Source organism: Hydrogenophaga sp. (genome assembly GCF_014773545.1).
Lineage (GTDB): Bacteria > Pseudomonadota > Gammaproteobacteria > Burkholderiales > Burkholderiaceae_C > Hydrogenophaga.
This window is the reverse complement of sequence record NZ_SDDV01000004.1, coordinates 121,700-140,190: the sequence shown is the minus strand read 5'-3', so window position 1 is coordinate 140,190 and position 18,491 is coordinate 121,700. Positions and strand designations below refer to the sequence as shown.

Here is an 18,491-nt window from a genome sequence, read left to right as displayed (position 1 = left end):
CCCCGATCCGTCAACACCATGGAAGACTCCAGTCAGGACAAGAACCTACCGGCGACCGAGCAGCGCCTGAAAAAGGCGCGCGACGACGGTCAGGTGGCGCACTCCAAGGACTTGTCCAACCTGGCGGTGCTCGGCGGCGGCTCCCTGTTGCTGCTGGCGCTGCTGCCGCTGGGCTACCACCTGATGCACGACATGCTGCGCCGCCAGTTTCACTTTGACCACCATGCCTTGCTGCAGCCCGAACTGGCGCCGCAGCGGCTGGTGGATGCCACCCTGCAGGGTCTGCTGCTGGTGCTGCCCCTGGGGCTGGCGTTGCTGCTGCTCGAGGTGCTCACGCTGGTGGCCAGCGGCAGCTCGGCGCTGAGCAGCAAACCCATCACGCCCGATATTTCTCGCATCAGCCCGCTGGCTGGCTTTGGCCGCTTGTTTTCGATGCAGCAAATGGCCGAAACCTTCAAGCTGCTGGTGCTGAGCCTGATCATCGGCGTCATCGCCTGGCAGTTTCTGGCCCGCCATTTGCACGCCTTTGGCACACTGCTGCTGCATCCGCTGGAGGCCGCACTCGGTCAACTGGGCGACTGGATTTTGACCGGCGTCGGGCTGCTGGTGGCGGTGCTGTTGCTGTTTGCCGTGATCGACCTGCCGTTGCAGAAATTCTTGCACGGCCGTCGCCTGCGCATGTCGATCGATGAAGTGCGGCGCGAATTCAAGGAAGCCGAAGGCGACCCGCTCATCAACGCCCAGCGGCGCGCACGCCAGCGCCAACTGGCTCAGCGCAACAGCGTGGCTGCCGTGCCCAAGGCCGACCTGGTGATCATGAACCCGACCCATTACGCGGTGGCCATTCGCTACGACGACGCCAGCATGGCCGCGCCGCGCGTGGTGGCCAAGGGGGCTGACCTGATCGCGCTGGCGATCCGCGACCTCGCACGCGCCAGCGAGGTACCGGTGTTGCAAGCGCCGATGCTGGCGCGCGCGCTCTACGCGCACGCTGAAATCAACCAGGAAATCCCTTCGGCCCTGTACACCGCGGTGGCGCAGGTGCTGGCCTACGTGTACCAGGTGCAAGCCGCACTCAAGGGCCAGGGCGTGATGCCGGCTCAGGCGCCGACACCGCAGGTGCCGCCCGAGCTCGATCCGCACTTCAAGGCGCAGCCGAAGGAGTCTGCGCCTTGAAGCAGTTGCAGCAATGGCTGGCGCGCAACGCAGGCTGGGCCGGCGGGCTGGCCGCGCCCATGCTGGTGGTGGTGGTGCTGTCGATGATGGTGCTGCCGCTGCCGCCCTGGCTGCTCGACATTTTCTTCACCCTCAACATCACGCTGGCGGTGGCGGTGATGCTGGTGGCTTCCTACATGAAGCGGCCGCTGGACTTCTCGGTCTTTCCGGCCGTGTTGCTGATCACCACCTTGCTGCGTCTGTCGCTCAACGTCGCCTCCACCCGCATCGTGTTGCTCGAAGGCCACACCGGCCCGGGTGCGGCCGGCGCGGTGATCGAGGCCTTTGGCAGTTTTTTGATCGGCGGCAATTTCGCCGTCGGTCTGATCGTGTTCCTAATTCTGGTGGTGATCAATTTCATCGTCGTCACCAAAGGCGCCGAGCGCATTGCCGAGGTGTCGGCGCGCTTCACGCTGGACGCCATGCCAGGCAAGCAAATGGCGGTTGACGCCGACCTCAACGCCGGCCTGATCGACGAAAAAGAAGCCAAGCGCCGGCGCGCCGAAGTGGGCGAGGAAGCCGAATTTTTCGGCGCCATGGACGGTGCGGCCAAGTTCGTGCGCGGCGACGCCATTGCCGCCATTCTGATTTTGCTCATCACCATCATCGGCGGCTTCGCGGTCGGGATGATGCAGCACGGCCTGTCGGCCGGCGAGGCCGCCAACAGCTATATTTTGCTGGCTGTCGGCGACGCCTTGGTGGCGCAGATTCCGGCCATGCTGATCTCGATTGCGGCCGCCATGGTGGTCTCGCGCGTGGGCAAGGAGGAAGACCTGGGCGCGCAGGTCTCGAACCAGTTGTTCGTCTCCTCGCGCGTGATGTTCATCACCGCCGGCGTGCTGTTGTTGCTGGGGGTGATTCCTGGTATGCCGAACCTGGTGTTCCTGGGCTTTGCCACTGCCGTTGCGACGCTGGGTGCCTGGCGGCTGCATGAAGAGCGCCGACCCAAGCCCGGGCCGACCGCGCCGCCTGCTGCCAGCGATGGCGAAGCCAGTTGGGACGACTTGCAGCCGGTTGACCTGCTCGGCCTGGAGTTGGGCTACCGGCTGCTGGCCATGGTCGACAAGGGCCGCCAGGGCGACTTGCTGGCGCGCATCAAAGGCGTGCGCAAGAAGTTCGCGCAGGAAGTCGGGTTTTTGCCGCCGGCGGTGCACGTGCGCGACAACCTGGAGCTGCGCCCGAGCGGCTACCGCATCACGCTGCGCGGCGTGGTGGTGGGCGATGGCGAGGTGTTTCCCGGCATGTTCCTGGCGATCGACCCGGGTGGCATTGGCACGCCACTGATAGGCACCCCCACCACCGACCCGGCGTTCGGCCTGCCGGCGCACTGGATCGAGGACAAGCAGCGAGAAAACGCGCAGATGGCCGGTTTTACCGTGGTTGATTCCGAGACCGTGCTGGCCACGCATCTTTCACACTTGATGCAAGTCCAGGCGGCCAAATTGTTGAGCCGAACCGAGACCCAGGATCTGGTTGACCACGTCACCCGCCTGGCCCCGAAACTGATCGAAGAAGTCGTGCCGAAAATGATTTCCGTCGCTGCGTTCCAAAAAGTCCTGCAATTGCTGCTGGAAGAGTCGGTGCACGTGCGCGACATTCGCACCATCATCGAGTCGATCGCCGAGCACGCCAGCGCCACCACCGAGCCGATCGAGCTGGCGCGGCGCGTGCGCATGGCGCTGGCACCGGCGATCGTGCAGCAGATCTACGGTGCCGTCAAAGAACTCGAGGTGATCGCCATCGAACCCGGCCTGGAGCGGCTGCTGATGCAGGCACTGGCGGCGGGCGGCGGCGGTGTGCTCGACCCCGGCGTGGCCGAAATGCTCAGCAAGTCGGCGACCGAAATCGCCAACCGCCAGGAGGAAAAAGGCGTACCGGCCTGCCTGCTGGTGCCGGACGCGATTCGCAACGCCATGGCGCGCTTGCTGCGCCGCGCCGCGCCGCGCTTGCAGGTGCTTGCGCACAGTGAAATACCGGATACGCACCTGATCCGCATCGGCCCGATTCTTGGAGAGCTTGCATGAAAATCCAGCGTTTCAGTGCCCCCAGTTCGCGCGAAGCGCTGGCCAAGGCGCGTCATGCCTTTGGCGACAGCGCCGTCATTCTCTCGACCCGCAGCACCGACGATGGCTTCGAGGTGATGGCCGCCGCCGAGGAAAGCCTGGCTGCGCTGACGCCACCCAGCGCTGCAGGCAGGCAAAGCCCGCGTGCCGCTGCGCCACTGGCAACCGCAGGCGACACGGTGGATGAGGACACCCAGACCCTGGCCATGAGCACGCTGTCGTTTCAGGAGTACGTGCGCGAACGCATGCTGCGCAAACGCCGTGAGAGTGCCAGCGACGCCAGCGGGCAGATGCCGCAAACGTCACAGATGCCGACACCGCGCGCCGAACCTGTTCTGTTGCCGCAACGACATGCCCCGGTGGTGGCTGCAGCAGCCCAAGCGCCTGCGACGCTGCGCAGCACCCACATCAGGCCCGAGAGCGGCCAGGCCGATGCGGCGACACCGGTGCGCGGCATCGACCTGAACCAGCGCGCCGTCGCGCTGGAGCTCTGTGCCCTGAAGGACATGATAGAGGAGCGCTTCAACACACTGACCTGGCTCGGCGCGTCCAAGCAAAACCCGGTTCAGGCCAATCTGATGCTCAAACTCATACGCGCCGGCTACTCGCCCAGCATATCGCGCGCCGTGCTGGAGCGCCTGCCGGCTAACAGCGGCGCGCCCGAGGCGGTGCACTGGGTGATAGACGTCATCACCCGCAACCTCAAGGTCGCCGCCACCGATGCCGGTTTGTGCGACGAAGGCGGCGTGCTCGCGCTCATCGGCGCCACCGGGGTAGGCAAAACCACCACCGCAGCCAAAATTGCAGCCCAGTGCGTCAAGCGCTTCGGTGCCGCCAGCGTGGGCATCATCACGCTCGATACGCAGCGCGCCGCGGGTTACGAGCAACTGCGCGCCTACGGCCGGATGCTGGGCGTGGTCGCGCATCAGGCACACGATCACGCTGCCCTGAAGGACTTGCTCACCTTGCTGGCCAACAAACGCCTGGTGCTGATCGACACCCCCGGCCTGGGCCAGCGGGATCAGCGCATCCCAGACCTGCTCGACCTGCTGGCGCTGCCAAAGCTAAAAAAATGCCTGCTGCTCAACGCCGGCGCGCACGGCGATACACTCGACGAAGTGCTCACGGCCTTCAAGCCCAGCACGCTGCATGGTGTGGTGTTGTCCAAGGTTGACGAGGCGGTCAAGCTCGGTCCGGTGCTCGACGTGCTGATCCGCCACCAAGTCACGCTGCGCGGCGTCTCCAATGGACAGGGCGTGCCCGAGGACTGGCAAGCGCCCGATGCAGCCGCATGGGTTCGAATGTCGCTGGGCAGCGCGGGCAAATCGGCTTTTGATCCGCTGCCCACCGACATGGGGCTTTACTTTGCGCATTCGTCAACCCGCCATATCGACCTGGGGGCCGCGCATGTTTGACATCCAGTTCAACCCACTCGCTGACCGGCACGACGGCGCAGCAGCCGAACACGGCACGCGCTTGATGCCGCTGGCCTGTCCGGCCCATCCGCAGCACGCCTACGAGCTGCTTTGCACCCTGGCCGCGCAGCTCACCGCGCTGGGCCAGCGCGTGGTCATCATAGACGCCAGCGCCACCGAGCCGCCCGCGCCGGATCGGGACGGCGGGGGTCCGATCGGTCTGCTGTCGGCGCTGCAAGACCCGTCCATCAGCGGGCTGGGCCGGGCCGCCCATGGCGCCGACTGGCTGGTCATGCCGGGTGCGCTGGGCCTGCATGCCCTGCAGCAAACCGCCCAACTCGCCGGCGCGTCGACGGCGCTGGCGCGGCTGCTTGCGCCCTTTGCCAGCGGCAGCCTGGTGCTGCTGTTTGCACCCGCCTTCGCGCTCACGCAACTGCTATCGGGCCTCTCAGCCCGCGCCCTGGTGCCCGTGCTGAACCAGCCGCAATCCAGCATCGACGCCTATGGCACGCTCAAACTGCTGCACGCAGCCGGCCTGATACCGGTGCTGGCGCCGCTGGAGCTGAGCACGCCCGAGCTGCCCCAGGTGCCGCTGTCGCAGGTGCTCACCCGCGTGAGCGCATGTGCGCAACGCCATCTCGGCCTGCGGCTGCACACCTGGCCGCTTCAGACCTGGGGTCTGCAGGTGCTGCAAGCGGCGCTGGTCTGGCCGCCACACCCGCCGCACACAGCACAGACACCGCCTTGGAACCCGGCTGCCGCGGCGCGGGGTACAAACCGCGCTGGCGTTGCACCCGGCTACTGGAGTTGATTGCGATGTACACCGCCAAAGGCAAGCTGCAGCGAGACGACCAGTTGCGCCAATACACGCCCTTGGTGCGTCGCTTGGCGCACCACATGATCGCCAAGCTGCCGCCGAGCGTCGAGCTCGATGATCTGATCCAGGTCGGCATGATGGGTCTGACCGAAGCGATTGCGCGCTTTGAGCCCGCGCAGGGGGTGCAATTCGAGACCTTTGCCAGCCAGCGCATCCGCGGCGCCATGATCGACGAGCTGCGCGGCGGCGACTGGATGTCGCGCGGCTCGCGCAAGAGTCAAAAAGAGATCGAGCAGGCGCTGCACCGCCTGCAGCAAAAGCTGCAGCGCACGCCGCTGGAGTCGGAGATTGCGCAGGAGCTGGGTCTGTCGCTGACCGACTACCAGAGCCTGCTGGCCAAGGTGCGCGGCACCCAGTTGGTGTACCTGGAAGACCTCAGCGGCCACGGGGAAGACGACGACGGTTTTCTGGAGCGCCACCAGGGTAACAGCGAGGCCGAGCCCAGTGCCGTGCTGCAAGATCAGCGCATGCGCAGCGCGCTGGTGGCCGCCATCGGGCTGCTGCCCGAGCGCGAGCAGCAGATCATGAGCATGTATTACGAACACGACATGAACCTGAAGGAAATTGCCGCCGTGCTCGGCGTCACCGAGTCGCGCATTTGCCAGTTGCACAGCCAGTCGATCGCCCGGCTGCGCGCCCGGCTGCGCGAACACTGAGAACTTATCGCAGCACACGACACCGCAAGAAACACCCGATCACTTATCCAGCGTCAGCCGCGTTACGGGCCGCGGGTGCGTGTTTCCACTCACGTCCTGCAAAACATCGCGCAAGGATTGCGCACCGCACCCGGCTGCACCCGATCCACGCCCCGGCCCGGCAACGGCTCCAGCTCAGCGCCCACGGCGCAAGCCATGGGTTTGTCAGTCGAAACAACGCAACCCGCGCTGCGGCATCCGCCGCCGACCCAAGCCGAATGGACAATCTCGGTTCAACCTAGAAACCGCAGTTGGACCTGCCGGAGTGGGCCGATGCGGGCGCGTCTGGGTAGGCGCGACAACGCGGCAGGCTACTGCCTGCAAGGCGGAGCAACGCCCCCAGGCGCGGCTGCGGCGGCTCAATCCGGCAGGTAGCGCTGTCACCCAGAAGGTGCGTCTGCGCGTGGGTACAAAAGTGAGTGTCCATGCGGCATTCCAAGCGGAAATCAGCGGTCAACTGCGGTTTTTAGGTTTATGTGTTCAAGGCTTTTTCGACGTCGGAAACGGCCAGGCTGCATGCGGATTGAGCGTGGTGTGCGCCGCTTCGGCCGCTGCGGCGGGTGTCTTTTTCGCGGGTGCCGTTTTCTTCACCGCCGCCGCAGCGGTGTTGGGCACGGTTGCAGCGGCTTTCTTGGTGGGCGCGGCCGGTGCAGCCGTTGATTTTTTCGCAGTTGCCATGGTGTTCTCCTGGTTCACGTTGCATGGGACACTTCAACCGGTGCTGGTGCCGGCGAAGTGATTCAAGGCCGGGGCTCGGATGGCTGAGCGCCACGCATTCGACTCCGACGAGTTGAATTCGGTGTAAAAACCAAACCTCGAAAAATGCCGCATTGAAGAAATGGTTTTGAATGCAAAACGAGGCATTGCGGCAGCAAGCACAAGCTCAGTCCCAGGACAATGAGCCGCCGGTCTGGTATTCGATCACGCGGGTTTCGAAGAAATTACGTTCCTTTTTCAGGTCGATCATCTCGCTCATCCAGGGAAACGGGTTTTCTTCGTGGCCAAACATGGGCTCCAGACCAATTTGCGTCGCGCGCCGGTTGGCAATGAAGCGCAGATAGCCCTTGAACATGGAAGCGTTCATGCCCAGCACGCCGCGCGGCATGGTGTCTTCGGCGTAGCGGTATTCCAGTTCGACCGCCTGAATGAACAGCGCCTTGATCTCGGCCTTGAATTCGGCGGTCCACAGCAGCGGATTTTCGAGTTTGATGGCGTTGATCAGGTCGATGCCGAAATTGCAGTGCATCGATTCGTCGCGCAGGATGTACTGGTACTGTTCGGCGGCTCCAGTCATTTTGTTCTGCCGCCCCAGCGCCAGAATCTGCGTGAAGCCGACGTAGAAGAACAGGCCTTCCATCAGGCAGGCGAAGACGATCAGGCTTTTCAGCAGCGTCTGGTCGTTCTCGGGCGAGCCGGTGTTGAAGTGCGGGTCCATGATCGCCTCGATGAAGGGGATCAGGAACTCGTCCTTGTCGCGGATCGACTGGATTTCGTTGTAGGCGTTGAAAATCTCGGATTCGTCCAGCCCGAGCGACTCGACGATGTACTGGTAGGCGTGGGTGTGGATGGCTTCCTCAAACGCCTGGCGCAGCAGGAACTGGCGGCACTCGGGTGCGGTGATGTGGCGGTAGGTGCCGAGCACGATGTTGTTGGCCGCCAGCGAATCGGCGGTGGTGAAAAAACCCAGGTTGCGTTTGACGATGCGGCGCTCGTCTTCGCTCAGGCCATTCGGATCTTTCCAGAGCGCGATGTCGCGGCTCATGTTGACTTCTTGCGGCATCCAGTGGTTGGCGCAGCTGGCGAGGTATTTTTCCCAGGCCCATTTGTACTTGAACGGCACCAGTTGATTGACGTCGGTCTTGCCGTTGATGATGCGCTTGTCGGCCGCGTTGACGCGCTGTACGCTGGCGGCCGGCATCAGGGGGCTGATCGCTGGCTTGCTGGCGGGTGTGGCGGGTTCGTCCCAGGTCAACATGGTCGGTCCAATGCGGTGAATTATCGAGGAGGCCGCACCACTGGCAAAGTAAAGCCTGCCAGGGATGCGAGGGGGTGGCGTTGGCTGTTGCGGTCTTGCATCACAAGCGGGGTTTGCCCCGGGGTGCCAACGGCCTGGGCTTTACTGGCAGGCTTCGCAGCCGGGGTCGTTGATGGCGCAAAATTTCACGTCGCTGGCCACGGGGGTGGCCTCGCTGCCATGCACCGAAACCGCGTTCAACTGGCCGGTGCGGCCGGTTGATTTTTCCGCCTGCGTGGCCGAAGTGGTGCGCAGGTAGTAGGTGGTTTTGAGCCCGCGCAGCCAAGCCAGCTTGTAGGTCTCGTCGAGTTTCTTGCCCGAGGCACCGGCCATGTAGATGTTGAGGCTTTGCGCCTGGTCGATCCACTTCTGGCGCCGTGCGGCGGCTTCCACCAGCCACAGCGGTTCAATTTCGAACGCGGTGGCGTAGAGTGCTCTAATGTCTTGCGGCACGCGGTCGAGCGCGCGCAGCGAGCCGTCAAAGTGTTTCAGGTCCATCACCATCACGTCGTCCCACAGGCCAAGGCGCTTTAAGTCGCGCACCAAGTAGCCGTTGATGATGGTGAATTCGCCCGATAGGTTGGACTTGACCGACAGGTTGCCAAAGCAGGGTTCGATCGAGGCGTCGACGCCGACGATGTTGGAGATGGTGGCGGTGGGCGCAATCGCCACGCAGTTGGAATTGCGCATGCCGTCGGCAGCGATTTTCCGTCGCAGGGCGTCCCAGTCTAGCGTGCTGCTGCGCTCCAGATCGACGTAGCCGCCGCGCGCCTGGCTCAGCAGTTCCAGCGTGTCTAGCGGCAGCACGCCCTGGTCCCAGAGCGAACCTTTGAAGCTGCTGTAGCGGCCGCGCTCGCGGGCAAGTTCGGTGCTGGCCCAGTAGGCGTGGTAGCAGATCGCTTCCATCGAGCGGTCGGCGAACTCCACTGCCGCCTGGCTGGCGTAGGGAATGCGCAACTCGTAGAGCGCGTCTTGAAAGCCCATCAGGCCCAGGCCCACCGGGCGGTGGCGCAGGTTGGCGTCGCGTGCCTTTTTGACCGCGTAGTAGTTGATGTCGATCACGTTGTCGAGCATGCGCATCGCGGTGGCAATGGTTTGTTGCAGCTTGTCGTGGTCGAGCGCGCCGTTCCTGATGTGTTTTTGCAGGTTGATCGAGCCCAGGTTGCAGACCGCGGTTTCGCTGTCGCTGGTGTTGAGCGTGATCTCGGTGCACAGGTTAGAGCTGTGCACCACGCCGACGTGTTGCTGCGGGCTGCGCACGTTGCAGGCGTCTTTGAAGGTGATCCAGGGGTGGCCGGTCTCGAACAGCATAGACAGCATCTTGCGCCACAGGTCGCTGGCCGGCACTTTGCGGTAGGGCCTGATCTCGCCGCGCGCGGCCTTGGCTTCGTAGGCCACATAGGCTTGTTCAAAGTCGGCGCCGAATTTGTCGTGCAGGTCGGGCACGTCGTTGGGCGAGAACAGGCTCCAGTCGCCTTTTTCCAGCACGCGCTTCATGAACAGGTCGGGAATCCAGTTCGCCGTGTTCATGTCGTGCGTGCGGCGCCGGTCGTCGCCGGTGTTTTTGCGCAGCTCCAGGAATTCTTCGATGTCCAGGTGCCAGGTTTCCAGGTAGGCGCAGACCGCGCCCTTGCGTTTGCCGCCCTGATTGACGGCCACCGCGGTGTCGTTGACCACCTTGAGAAAGGGCACCACGCCTTGCGATTCGCCGTTGGTGCCCTTGATGTGCGCGCCCAGCGCGCGTACCCGCGTCCAGTCGTTGCCCAGGCCGCCGGCGAATTTCGATAGCAACGCGTTTTCTTTGATCGACTCGTAAATCCCGTCCAGGTCGTCGGGCACGGTGCTCAGGTAGCAGCTCGAGAGCTGCGAGCGGCGCGTGCCGCTGTTGAACAGCGTGGGCGTGCTGGACATGAAGTCGAACGAAGACAGCAGCTCGTAGAACTCGATCGCACGCGCTTCGCGGTCGATCTCACCCAGCGCCAGGCCCATGGCCACGCGCATGAAGAAAGACTGCGGCAGTTCGATGCGGGTCTTGCGCAGGTGCAAAAAATAGCGGTCATACAGGGTTTGCAGGCCCAGGTAATCGAACTGCAGGTCGCGCTCGGGCTTGAGTGCCGCGCCCAGGCGCGTCAGGTCGAATTGCAGCAGTCTTGCATCGAGCAGCTCGTGCTCCACCCCTTTTTTGATCAACAGCGGAAAGTGTTCGGCGTAGCGCGCGCCCAGCTCGGCCGCGCTCACTTCCTCGCCCAGCACCTCGCGCGCGATGGTGTGCAGCAGCAGGCGCGCGGTGGCAAAGCTGTAATCGGGGTCGCGCTCGATTTGCGTACGTGCGGCCAAAATGGCGGCCTTGTAGACCTCCTCGATCGGCACGCCATCGTACAGGTTGCGCTTGGTCTCGGCCAGGATGGGAGCGGCCAAGACGTCCGGGCTCAGGCCGGCGCAGGCGGCTTCGATCAGGTGCTGCAGCCGCTGCAGATCCAGCGGCACGCGTTCGCCAGCGTCGATCACGTGCAGTGGTGCGGCGGGCGCAGGCGTTTGCCGCTGGCCCTGGGCGGCGCGCTCTTGCGCGCGGCGTTCGCGGTACAGCACGTAGGCACGCGCGACTTCGTGCTGGCCACCGCGCATCAGGCCCAGTTCCACCTGGTCTTGCACGTCTTCGATGTGGAAGGTGCCGCCGCCTGGGCGTGAGCGCAGCAGGGCACGCACCACGGTCTGGGTCAGCGTGTCGACCGTCTCGCGCACGCTGGCCGATGCCGCGCCCTGGGTGCCGTGCACGGCCAAAAAAGCCTTCATCAGCGCCACCGCTATTTTGCTCGGCTCAAAGGGCACCACCGCGCCGTTGCGGCGGATGATTTGATAGTGGGAGAACTCGGAACTGGCCGCTGCGGCTGGCATGGCGTGGGTGCTCGCGCGCAGGGCGGTGTTGGACGATGGGTTGGAGGGGGCGGTCAGCATGCTTGTTTGGGTGTGGTGGGGTGCGCGGCCACCGCATGGGGCAGCGGGCGGGCAGGAGCCGAAGCGGTGCAAAGGCAGAGAATACGGGTGAAAGCTGCTGGGGCAGGGCGCTGGAGGGCGCCATCGACGCGGTTCTGACGTTTGTGAGTTGACGACAACGACACTATATATGGTGTGCCGCCCTATATCAAGCCACTACCGGTAGTGTTTGAGAAAAAAAATTCTGCCGCAAGGAAAAGCTGGACCAGAAGCCTGGCGCAGGACTTAGCCTGAACCTGCGCTGGTGCCGGGTGCAACGCATTCACTCGGCCAGCCCAGCAGGCGCTGCAACAGCGGCCAGTCGAATCCGGCGCCCGGGTCGTGTTTGCGCCCAGGGGCGATGTGTTCGTGGCCGACGACGTGCGCGATCGGGTAGCGCTGGCGCAGGCTGTTGCACAGGTGGGCCAGGCGGGCGTACTGGGCCGACTCGAAGCGATCGCCCTCCAGTCCCTCGAGTTCGATGCCGATCGAGTGGTCGTTGCACTGCTCGCGGCCGCGCCAGCTCGATGCGCCGGCGTGCCAGGCGCGGGCATCGGCGTCGACGAACTGCAGCAGCGCGCCGTCGCGCCGAATGAAAAAATGTGCCGATACCCTCAGGCCGCGCAGGTGCTCGAAATAAGGGTGGGCCAGCCAGTCGAGCCGGTGGGCAAAAAATTGTTCGACCTGGTCGCCGCCGTATTCACCGGGCGGCAAGCTGATGGCGTGGACGACGATCAGATCGACGTCGGTCTGTGCCGGGCGTGGGCCGAAATGGGATGACTCGCAGCGCCGGGCCGCGCGCAGCCAGCCGCCGCTCCAGTCGGTCGTGGCGTTGCCCGGGAACGGCTCAGACGCCATGCTCATCCTCCGAGCTGGCCTGCGCGGGAACGACAATGCCGAGCCGTTGGATGCGGTAGCGCATCTGGCGCAGGTTCAGCCCCAGCCGGGCCGCTGCCGCGGTGCGGTTGAAATCGGCCTCTTGCAAGGCTTTTTGCAGCACCTGACGCTCTTGCTCGTCCAGATAGGCTTGCAGGTCGGACGGCACCCCGACGTCGCTGTGGGCGGGCGCACTCGCAGGCGACGCGGCGCCGGCCGACACCGGCGCAGCGTCGTCAAAATCGGCCAGATCCAGTGTGCGGCCGTCGCTGAGCGCCAGTGCGCGCTGCAGCAGGTTTTCGAGTTCGCGCACATTGCCCGGCAGCTCGCGCGCCGCCAGCCAGGCCAGCGCCTGCGCCGCCAGCTCGGGCGCGTGCTGACCCGATTCGGCGCAGAGGCGTTGCAGCAGCGCGCGCGCCAGCGCGGGCAGGTCTTCGCGCCGCTCGCGCAGCGCCGGGGTGCGCAGCTCGATCACGTTCAGGCGGTAAAACAGGTCTTGCCGAAATTCGCCGCGCTGGACCATGGCTGCCAGATCGCGGTGGGTGGCGCTGATCAAGCGCACGTCCAGCGCTTCTTCCTGCGTGCTGCCCAGGGGGCGCACGCGGCGCTCTTGAATCACGCGCAGCAACTTGGCCTGCATGGGCAGCGGCAGGTCGCCAATTTCGTCCAGCAGCAGGCTGCCGCCCTGGGCGGCCTGGAAATAGCCGTTGCGGTCTTGCGTGGCGCCGGTATAAGCACCTTTGCGCACGCCAAAAAATTCGGCCTCGATCAGGTGCTCGGGTATGGCGCCGCAATTGACCGCTACCAGCGCGCCGCTGGCGCGGTGGCTGCACGCATGCACCGCGCGCGCCACCAGTTCCTTGCCGGTGCCCGATTCGCCCACGATCAGCACCGGCGCCATGCTGGCGGCAACCTTGATGATCCGGTTTTTGATTTGCAGCACGCTCGGCGCCGATCCGACCAGGCGCTCCAGCGCCGACTGCGCCGCACCTCTTGCTGCGTCCTGCGAGCGGGACGTGCGCAGCGCGCTTTGACCCGGCTCACAAGCGGTTTGCCGTGGCCGGCTTTGCAGGGCTGCAGCGACGGTGGCGCGCAACTGCTTGAGGTCAACCGGTTTGGTCAGGTAGTCAAAGGCACCCAATTTCAACGATTGGACCGCATTCTCAGCCGAACCGTAGGCGGTGATGACGATGCTTTTCTCTGCTCGCTGCGCCTGGTTGAGTTCGTCCAGCAGCGCCAGACCCAGACCGTCAGGCAGCCGCATATCGGTGATCAGCACGTCAAAGCATTGCTGCGCCAGCAGGTTGCGCGCTTGCGCCAGATCGCGCGCACACACCACCGCATAGCCCTCGCGCAGCAAGCACAGTTCGTACAGGGTGCACAGGTCGGGCTCGTCGTCCACCACAAGCAAGCGGGGGCTGGTAGGCATGGGCTGGCTCAAGACGTGACAGGTCCGGGCGGGTGAGGCGGCGCGGCGGCGGGCATGAGCAGGTAAAACTCGTTGCCCGGACCTTGCTCAAGGCGCAGGCGTTGGTAGGCGATCTGTGCGCCGTAGCGCTGGCACAGTTCGCGGCAAATATACAAGCCCATTCCGCTGGCGCGGCTGTCCGTGGAGAAAAAAGGTTCAAATAAATGACGCAGCACGCCTGCCTCCAGCGGCGCGCCGTCGCTCCAGACCGACAGGCGCACCTGGGCGCTGCCGCTGGGCTGGCTGCTCAGACGAATCGACGCCGGTGCGCCGCTGCAGTGGCGCCGTGCGTTGTCGAGCAGGTTGACCAGCAACCGGCGCAGATGCTCGTGGTCGAACCCGATCCGCAGTCTGGGGGCACGGGTGTGCAGGCTTAAGATGGCGCCGACCTGGTGTTGCTGGCTCCATTCCCGACTGATCTGGTGCAGCGCCGCATCGAGCGGTAATACCAGCGCTGCCGGATCGGCGGCACCGGATTGAACACGCACGACGTTGAGGATGTCGTCGACGATGCGCGCGAGCCGCTGCACGTTTTGATCGATCATGTGCGTCAGGCGTTTTTGAGTCGCTTGGCTGGCATCCTCCTCCAGCAAGGCGTTGGCCTGCGCAATGGCCGACAGTGGGTTGCGAATCTCATGCGCCACGGCAGCCGACAAGCGGCCCATGGCGGCTAGCTTTTCGGTGCGCAGGCGCGCTTCGACCTCGCGCAGGTCCTCCAGAAACAGCACGCACAGACCGGCCTCGGATTCGTCCGGGACGCTGGTCAGGCGGCTGCGCACGCGCAGTCGGTGGGTGTGGTTTTCGTCCATGGCAAGGTTGAGCTCGGACGTCTGCGGCTGGCCGAGCACGAAGGTTTTATTCACCAACATCGCCAAGTCGGCCCACTCAGCGCGGGCCGATAACCGTGCTCGTGCCTGCTGCGGGTGGGGCAGGTGCATCAGCATGGCTTGTGCGGCCGGGTTGGAGTTGCGCACCACGGCATGGGAATCGACCACCAGCACACCCTCGCTCAGATTTTCGATCACCAGCGCATTGACTTGGGCCTGCGCACGGGCAGAGGATTGGCTGCTTTGCGTCAGCGCTTCCTGGCGCGCCAGCCGCACGGCGAGTTGCTGCGCCAGCAGCGCAATCAGAAAGAAGCCGGTGCCGGTCAGGGCGGCTTGCAAAAAACGGGCGGAGGAGACTTCATTGAAAAAAAACGCACCGAGCGCCGCCTCGGCGAGCAAGAGCAGCGTGACGCAGGCAGCCGTCGTCAAGGCCAGGGTGAGCGAGCCCAGCAGGGCGGCCAGCAGCACTGGCAGAGCGAACAAGGGCGTATAGCTGATGCCGCCGTACTGGAGGTGCTGCAGACAGGCAAACACCAGCACGTCGATGCCAATCGTCAGCAGCCACTGGGGGTGCAGCGGCGGGCTGTTGGGGATGGGATGCAGCCACAACAGCACCGCCAGCGCCGCACCCAGGTGCAGCACGCTGATGAGCAGCAGCCAGCTCGGCCCTGCGGTGTGGGTGGCCAGCACGAACAATTGCAGCGCCAGCAACACGCTGGCAATGAACAGACGGGCGCGCATGAAGGTGCGCCACAGGCGCACAAAACCAAGCGCCTGTTGTTTGCCTACGGCGCTGCTGTGGTCCTGCGCCGAAAACCACGAGGGAGCAAACTGCGAGGGGGTCTCGCGGCTCACCGCGCTTCATCCCCGTGCTGTTGGCGGTGCTCGGGGCAGCAATAAGCGCCCTGTCGGCCGAGCACGGCCTCGCTGTGGGGCAAATGTGTGCCGCAGTGCAGACAAGCCAGCATCGGCGCCGGCTGGCGCAGCGCCTGCGTCTGGGCTGCGCCCGCGCGCTCGCGCTCCAGGCGCCGGTTCACACGCTGCTTGCGCCAAATCCAGAACGCCACCAGCAGCAGCAACAAAACCAGCAGGTATTTCAAGGTCATGGGGCGGCTCCTTCAGACGCGCAGCAGCACTTCGAGCACAAAGCGCGAACCCGCATAGCCCAGCAGCAACAAGCCCGCCCCCGCGTACAGCATGCGCGCAGCCACGTGGCCGCGCCAGCCAAGCCGCCAGCGGCCCCACAGCAGCAGCGCAAGGGTGAGCCAGGAAAGCGCGGTGAAAGCGGTTTTGTGACTCCACATCCAGTCGCGAACGAAGTCCTGTGAAATCCACCAGCCAGCCAGCAAGGTGGCGCTGAGCAGGACAAAACCGGCCGTCAGCAAACGAAACGTCAGCCGCTCCAGCGTCAGCAAGGGCAAGGCGGTATCGGGCAATGCACCCTGGCGCATCGATGTTTCGGCGCGCTGCATCAACCAGGCGTGCAGCACGGCGGCCGCCACCAAGCCGTATGAGGCAATGCCCAGCGCCCAGTGCAGCGGCAGCCAGATCGAATGCACGGCCGGGTAGCGCTGGCCGGGGAACGCCAGCGCCAGCAGCAGCGCCACGGCACCCAGCGCCGCCAGCGTCCAGCGTGCCTGCAATTGCGGGTAGAGCCGGCTCTCCAGCGCGTAGACCGTCAGCACCAGCCAGGCGGTGAAAGAGAGCGCGGGTGCAAAGCCAAAGCGCGCCGGTTGCTCGAACAGGGTGAGCAGCAGCACCAGCAGGTGCAGCAACCAGGCCGAGGCCAGCACGGCGCGGATTTGTCCGCTGCTCATGCGCGGGTGCGCCCAAGCCAGCACGGCGTAGGCCAGCGCGGCCACCGCAGTGAGCAAGGTGACGTGCGGGGTGGTCGCAAGAGCGGGCAGCAGATTCATCGGATTGACAGGGCGCGCAGCGGAAAAATGGGGCGCGGCTAGAATGGGAAGCACAGTTTAACGGCCCTGCCTGCCCGGCGCCCATGCCTGGTCAGGCGTGTTGTCGCCGCCCCCATTCCTTACCCAAGCGCAACATGGCCTCAGCCCTCTCCGACCGACTCTCACGCCTTGTCAAGGAAATGCGCGGCCAGGCCCGCATCACCGAGAGCAACGTGGCCGATATGCTGCGCGAGGTGCGCATGGCCCTGCTGGAGGCCGACGTGGCGCTGCCGGTGGTGCGCGACTTCATAGCCCGGGTGAAAGAAAAGGCGCTCGGCCAAGAGGTGCTGGGTTCGCTCACGCCGGGGCAGGCGCTGGTCGGCATAGTCAACCGCGAACTTGCCCTTACCATGGGCGACGGCGTAGCCGATATCAATCTGGCGGCGCAGCCACCGGCCGTCATTCTGATGGCTGGCCTGCAAGGTGCGGGCAAGACCACCAGCACCGCCAAGCTGGCCAGGCACTTGATCGACAAGCGCAAGAAAAAGGTGCTGACGGTCTCCGCTGACGTCTACCGTGCGGCCGCCATCGAGCAGCTCAAGACCGTGACGGCGCAGGCCGGCGCTCACTGGTTCCCCAGTACACCCGAGCAAAAACCGCTGGAGATCGCGCGCGCGGCCATCGACCACGCACGCAAGCACCACTTTGACGTGCTGTTGGTCGATACCGCCGGACGGCTGGCGATCGACGCCGCGCTGATGCGCGAAATTCAAGACTTGCACACGGCGCTCAACCCGGTCGAGACGCTGTTCGTGGTCGATGCCATGCAGGGGCAGGACGCGGTCAACACCGCGCGCGCTTTCAAAGAGGCGCTGCCGCTGACCGGCATCGTCCTGACCAAGCTCGACGGCGACGCGCGCGGTGGCGCTGCATTGTCGGTGCGCCAGGTCACGGGCGTACCAATCAAGTTTGCCGGTGTCTCTGAAAAAATCGACGGCCTGGAGGTGTTCGACGCCGAGCGCCACGCCGGACGCATCCTGGGCATGGGCGACATTCTGGCGCTGGTCGAACAAGTCACGGCCGGGGTCGACCTGGCGGCGGCGCAAAAGCTGGCCGCCAAGGTCAAGGGCGGTGGCGCATTCAACCTGAACGACTTTCTCGATCAGATCCGCCAGATGAAGCAAATGGGCGGCCTCTCCAGCCTGATGGACAAGCTGCCCAGCGCCATGACGGCCCATGCCGGTGCAGTCGATCTGGGCCGCGCCGAAAAAGACATCAAACGCAAAGAGGGCATCATTTGTAGCATGACGCTGAAAGAGCGCAGCCGGCCCGAACTGATCAAGGCCACGCGCAAGCGCCGCATTGCTGCGGGTGCCGGCGTGCAGGTGCAAGAGGTCAACCGCCTGCTCAAGGAGTTTGAGCAGATGCAGGAAATGATGAAGAAGATGAAGGGCGGCGGCATGATGAAGATGCTCAAGCGCATGGGCGGCATGGGCGGCATGAAGGGCATGCCCAAACTGCCCGGCATGTGAGCCGCAGGCCATGGCCGCTGCGTCGCTGCTCGAAGCCCTGCTCGGCTTGATCCTGCTGGTGCTGGCACTGGCGCTGCAGCCCTGGCGCATGCTGGCTGGCCCCTTGCTCACGCCCACGCTGGCGGCGCTGGCCTTGCTGCCCTGGCTGTGGCTGCTGCCGCAGCACCTGCCGCCGGGTTTGCCGGTGCAATTTTCCGGCGCCTGTCTGCTGCTGCTGATGCTGGGCTGGCCGCTGGCGGTGCTGGTGTTGGCCATCGTGGCGCTGACGGTCTGGCTGCTGGGGCAGGCCGACGCCGCCGCTGTGCTCTCGCAATGGGTCTGGCTGGGGCTGGTGCCGGCCACGCTGGCGCTGGCGCTGGGCGCGGCCATGCGGCGCTGGTTGCCGCCCAACCCGTTCATCTACACCCTGGGCCGCGGCTTTCTCGGCACCGCACTGGCGGTGTTTCTGGCTGGCGTTGCGTACGAATTGATGTACCGCCTGGTCGGCGGGGTGGCGCTGGAGCAGGCGCTGGTGGCGCGCTGGCTGATGGCCTGGGGCGACGCCTTCATCACGGGCATGCTGGTGGCGATTTTCGTTGCCTTCGCGCCGCAGTGGTTGGCCACCTGGTCCGACGAGCGCTATTTGAAATCACCCCCGTGAG

General features: G+C 65.0%; 15 protein-coding genes. 8 read left to right on the top strand and 7 right to left on the bottom strand.

Annotated elements, in window-relative coordinates; translation table 11 throughout:
- Positions 1 to 18: 18 nt before the first annotated feature.
- The 6 genes from EST26_RS04480 (at position 19) to EST26_RS04455 (ending at position 7,004) form a co-directional block, all read left to right on the top strand.
- Positions 19 to 1,176, top strand: coding sequence for a flagellar type III secretion system protein FlhB (locus EST26_RS04480; protein WP_291065682.1), 1,158 nt, complete (start codon positions 19 to 21; stop codon positions 1,174 to 1,176).
- Entirely contained in the window at positions 1,173 to 3,239 is a 2,067-nt protein-coding gene (gene flhA / locus EST26_RS04475) for a flagellar biosynthesis protein FlhA (RefSeq protein WP_291065681.1), read from the top strand. The genes EST26_RS04480 and flhA overlap by 4 nt, the downstream gene beginning before the upstream one ends.
- The gene (gene flhF / locus EST26_RS04470; protein WP_291065680.1) at positions 3,236 to 4,693 is read left to right on the top strand and encodes a flagellar biosynthesis protein FlhF; all 1,458 of its coding nucleotides are present in this window, start codon (positions 3,236 to 3,238) and stop codon (positions 4,691 to 4,693) included. Before flhA ends, flhF begins: the two co-directional genes overlap by 4 nt.
- Positions 4,686 to 5,504 (top strand): hypothetical protein, encoded by an 819-nt coding sequence (locus EST26_RS04465; protein WP_291065679.1) that lies wholly within the window; start codon positions 4,686 to 4,688, stop codon positions 5,502 to 5,504. The genes flhF and EST26_RS04465 overlap by 8 nt, the downstream gene beginning before the upstream one ends.
- Positions 5,505 to 5,509: 5 nt before the next feature.
- A complete protein-coding gene (locus tag EST26_RS04460) occupies positions 5,510 to 6,226 on the top strand; it encodes an RNA polymerase sigma factor FliA (protein WP_291065678.1) in 717 nt (238 codons plus the stop codon).
- 442 nt (positions 6,227 to 6,668) lie between these two features.
- A complete protein-coding gene (locus EST26_RS04455; protein ID WP_291065677.1) occupies positions 6,669 to 7,004 on the top strand; it encodes a hypothetical protein in 336 nt (111 codons plus the stop codon).
- 144 nt (positions 7,005 to 7,148) lie between these two features.
- On the opposite strand, the gene EST26_RS04450 is transcribed toward EST26_RS04455, so the two are convergent.
- From EST26_RS04450 to ccsA, 7 genes are all read right to left on the bottom strand, one after another.
- Positions 7,149 to 8,183: a ribonucleotide-diphosphate reductase subunit beta gene (locus EST26_RS04450; protein WP_291065759.1), complete on the bottom strand. Its 1,035-nt coding sequence runs from the start codon at positions 8,181 to 8,183 to the stop codon at positions 7,149 to 7,151.
- Between the two features lie 198 nt (positions 8,184 to 8,381).
- A complete protein-coding gene (locus tag EST26_RS04445; RefSeq protein ID WP_291065676.1) occupies positions 8,382 to 11,234 on the bottom strand; it encodes a ribonucleoside-diphosphate reductase subunit alpha in 2,853 nt (950 codons plus the stop codon).
- A gap of 264 nt (positions 11,235 to 11,498) precedes the next feature.
- Positions 11,499 to 12,116 (bottom strand): 1,6-anhydro-N-acetylmuramyl-L-alanine amidase AmpD, encoded by a 618-nt coding sequence (gene ampD / locus EST26_RS04440; RefSeq protein ID WP_291065675.1) that lies wholly within the window; start codon positions 12,114 to 12,116, stop codon positions 11,499 to 11,501.
- A complete protein-coding gene (locus EST26_RS04435) occupies positions 12,100 to 13,557 on the bottom strand; it encodes a sigma-54 dependent transcriptional regulator (protein WP_291065674.1) in 1,458 nt (485 codons plus the stop codon). Before EST26_RS04435 ends, ampD begins: the two co-directional genes overlap by 17 nt.
- 8 nt (positions 13,558 to 13,565) lie before the next feature.
- Positions 13,566 to 15,278 carry a HAMP domain-containing sensor histidine kinase gene (locus EST26_RS04430; protein WP_291065673.1) on the bottom strand — a complete coding sequence of 571 codons (1,713 nt, stop codon included), beginning with the start codon at positions 15,276 to 15,278 and terminating at the stop codon, positions 13,566 to 13,568.
- Complete coding sequence (locus EST26_RS04425) at positions 15,275 to 15,529, bottom strand: PP0621 family protein (protein WP_291065672.1); 255 nt, start codon at positions 15,527 to 15,529, stop codon at positions 15,275 to 15,277. The genes EST26_RS04430 and EST26_RS04425 overlap by 4 nt, the downstream gene beginning before the upstream one ends.
- A gap of 12 nt (positions 15,530 to 15,541) precedes the next feature.
- Positions 15,542 to 16,339, bottom strand: a complete 798-nt coding sequence (gene ccsA / locus EST26_RS04420; protein WP_291065671.1) for a cytochrome c biogenesis protein CcsA — start codon at positions 16,337 to 16,339, stop codon at positions 15,542 to 15,544.
- Positions 16,340 to 16,473: 134 nt separating this feature from the next.
- Here ccsA and ffh point away from each other — a divergent pair, with 134 nt between their 5' ends.
- Both ffh and EST26_RS04410 read left to right on the top strand, forming a co-directional pair.
- A complete protein-coding gene (gene ffh / locus EST26_RS04415; protein ID WP_291065670.1) occupies positions 16,474 to 17,850 on the top strand; it encodes a signal recognition particle protein in 1,377 nt (458 codons plus the stop codon).
- A 10-nt stretch (positions 17,851 to 17,860) separates the two neighbouring features.
- Positions 17,861 to 18,490 carry a hypothetical protein gene (locus EST26_RS04410; RefSeq protein ID WP_291065669.1) on the top strand — a complete coding sequence of 210 codons (630 nt, stop codon included), beginning with the start codon at positions 17,861 to 17,863 and terminating at the stop codon, positions 18,488 to 18,490.
- Position 18,491: the final 1 nt, after the last annotated feature.